This window comes from Streptomyces sp. HSW2009 (genome assembly GCF_040240285.1).
Taxonomy (GTDB): Bacteria; Actinomycetota; Actinomycetes; order Streptomycetales; family Streptomycetaceae; genus Streptomyces.
In genome coordinates, this window is sequence record NZ_JBEHZD010000749.1 from 1 (window position 1) to 3,097 (window position 3,097).

General features: G+C 76.9%; 2 protein-coding genes. One reads left to right on the forward strand and one right to left on the reverse strand.

All coding sequences use genetic code 11. From position 1 onward, the window contains the following. The first annotated feature begins 472 nt into the window (after positions 1–472). On the forward strand, positions 473–1,558 hold the full coding sequence (locus AAHZ94_RS31685; RefSeq protein WP_349997159.1) for a polyprenyl synthetase family protein: 1,086 nt from the start codon (positions 473–475) through the stop codon (positions 1,556–1,558). Positions 1,559–2,077: 519 nt separating this feature from the next. On the opposite strand, the gene AAHZ94_RS31690 is transcribed toward AAHZ94_RS31685, so the two are convergent. Then, complete coding sequence (locus AAHZ94_RS31690; RefSeq protein WP_349997160.1) at positions 2,078–2,998, reverse strand: 4-(cytidine 5'-diphospho)-2-C-methyl-D-erythritol kinase; 921 nt, start codon at positions 2,996–2,998, stop codon at positions 2,078–2,080. Positions 2,999–3,097: the final 99 nt, after the last annotated feature.

Consider the following 3,097-nt stretch of genomic DNA (forward strand, 5'->3'; position numbering starts at 1 on the left):
CCACCCCCCCACCCGCCCGGGCCCGGGCCCGCCCCGTCCCCCCACGGCGCCCCCGGCCCCGGCGCAGCGGCGCGCCGGGCGGGGGGGGGGGGCGCCCCCCCCGCGGCCGGGGCCACCCGGGGCGGACCCGCCGCGAGACGCCGGCGGCGGGCCGGTACGGTGGGCCCGGCCCCGTTCCCGTCCGGGGCCGGCGACCGGGTCGCCGTCGCATCAGGGCACGACCGGGGCGTGACGGGAAGTGCCGGAACGCCGTCCCGCGCGGAGCAGACACCGCAGCCGGGCCACCGCCTGAGACCGTCGCCGCGCCGCCCGTTGCACCGCCCGTACCTGTAGATCATCGTCCACTGCTGGTCAGCGGCCCGTGTGAGCCGGGAGCGACGGCGCGGACACCGTCGGCCCAGGCGCCGACACCTCATCACCACCGCATCACCACCGCCGAGGACATCGTCTTCGCCCTGCCGGGGAGCTAGTTGTGACATCCACCGATGCGGCCACCACCGTGGCCCCCACCGCCGACGCCAGCCAGGCCACTCCGCGCGAGCTGCGGGACCGCATGCTCGCCCGGGTCGAAGAGCGGCTGGCGGCGCTGCTCGCGCAGGAGCGCGCGTACTGGACCGGGCAGAACCCGGACGCGCTGGAACTCGTGGACTGCGTCGGCACCATGGTCGAGAGCGGCGGCAAGCGGCTGCGGCCCGCGTTCTGCATCGCGGCCTACCTCGCAGCCGGCGGCGACCCGGCGTCCCAGGTGGCGGTGGACGCCGCCGCGGCCCTGGAACTGATGCACACCTCCGCGCTGCTCCACGACGACGTGCTCGACGAGTCGGAGCTGCGCCGCAACGAGCCCACCGCGCACATCAGGCACGCCACGCTGCACGGCGAGCGCGACTGGCACGGCGACCCGCGGCACTACGGGCAGAGCGTGGCCATGCTCGCCGGCAACCTCGCCATCGTCTACGCCGAGCGGCTGCTCGCCGACTGCCCGCCGGCCGCCCGCAAGGTGTGGGGCGAGTTGTCGACGGAGCTGATGGTGGGGCAGTTCCTGGACGTACGGGCCGCCGCCAGGTTCCAGCCGGACATCCCGCTGGCCCGCTGGATCGCGCTCTTCAAGTCCGGCCGCTACACCGTCTACCGGCCGCTTTCGGTGGGCGCCATGCTGGCCGGCGGCTCCCCCGCGCTGCTGGCCCCGTTCGAGGAGTACGGGCTGGCGCTCGGCGAGGCGTTCCAGCTCCGCGACGACCTGCTCGACGCCTTCGGCGAAACGGACGTGACGGGCAAGCCCGCCCGGCTGGACTTCAAGCAGCACAAGATGACGCTGCTGATGTCCTTCGCGCTCCAGGACGAGCCCGAGGTGAAGGCCCTGGTCGGGGACGACCTGCCGAACACCGACCCGGACGCGCTGCACGCCCTGCTGCTGAAGACCGGCATCAAGGACCGGGTGGAGGCGGTCATCGAGGAGCGGCTGAAGGTCGCCAACGAGGCCGTGAGCGCAGCCCTCCCCGACGCCTGGGCCACCGAACTCCACGCCATGGCCCACGCCGCCGCGTACCGGGTGAAGTGACCTGGTGCGGGGCGGGGCGGGGTGACGTGGCCTGGTGCGTGTGGGTGGCGTGACCGTCGTGCCGTCGTGCCGTCGTGCGGTGGCGCGGGGGTACGCGGCGGCGCGGCGAGCTGAGGTGAGGTAGGGACGCGGGGCGGGCGGGACCAGACGCACGGGCGCGGGGCCGGGCGAGGGCGAGGGCGGGCCAGCGCGGGTCACACCACGGCCCGTGCCGCCGCGGACTCCCGCCTCGTACGATCCCGTGCCCCGGGGCTCCCGCGCCCCGTACGCCGCACGATCCCGTGCCCGCCGCCTCCGGCCGCTCGCGGCAGACACCACGCGGCCCGTACGCGCCGGGGTCAGGGTTCGCGCAGGACCGGGGCCGTGCCAGGCCGCGCGGCCAGCCCCGTCGAAGGCTCGTAAGCGCCGCTCCGTACCGCCCCACCGGGAACACCGCAGCACCACGCCCACCGCCGGGCAAAGCGGCTAGCCCACGCCCGGCGGAGCCGGCACGCCACACCCCGCCGCCAGGCGGAGCCGCTACACCACGACCGCCCCGGTGACCGGGCCGCGGGCCAGCCGTGTGGAACGGCAGGTGCCCGACTCCCGCAGGGCGCGGGCCACTTCCTGTGCCGCGGCGGCGCTGTCGGCGAGGAACGCGCAGGTCGGCCCGGAGCCCGAGACGAGCGCGGCGAGGGCGCCGGCCTCGGTGCCGACGCGCAGCGTGCGGGCCAGTGCGGGCATCAGGGAGAGCGCTGCGGGCTGGAGGTCGTTGCTGGTGCCGCCGGCCATCAGGGCCGCGCCGAGCGCCGGCGCGTCACCGGCGCGCAGCGCGGCGAGCACCGCGTCCCGTGGCTCGGGTTCGGGCACCCGGCGCCCGGTGTCCTCGCTCCACCGGGCGCGCAGCCGGTCGCACTCCCGGTAGACGGCGGGCGGCACCAACGCCCCGTCGGCGAGCGCGAACGCCCAGTGGAAGACGCCGCCCACCTGGAGCGGATTGACCAGGTCGCCCCGCCCCCGGCCGAGCGCGGCCCCGCCGACCAGGGCGAACGGCACGTCGCTGCCGAGTTGCCGGCTCAGTTCGCGGAGTTCGGCCCGGGTGCTGCCGGTCTGCCACAGGGTGGCGCAGGCCAGCAGCGCACCGGCCGCGTCCGCGCTGCCACCGGCCATCCCGCCGGCCACCGGAATGCCCTTGGCGATGTGCAGCCGTACGGTGGGCGCCCGCCCGTGGTGGCGCGCCAGCAAGGTCGCGGCGCGGGCGGCGACGCTGCCGCTGTGCAGCGGCCTGCGGTCGGCTCCGGGGCCGGTGACGGTCACCCCGAGCCCGTCCGACTCCACGGCGGTGACCTCGTCGTACAGGCCCACCGCGAGGAAGACGTTGGCCAACCGGTGGAAGCCGTCGGGTCGTACGGGGCCCACCGCGAGTTGCAGGTTCACCTTGGCCGGCACCCGCACCGTCACGGTCCGGGCGTCACCGCCCCCTGCCGTCCGTCGGTCCTGGCGCCCACCAGCGGCACCGGAGCGCTGCCGGGCCGCGCCCCCCGGGCCCCCCCCCCCGCG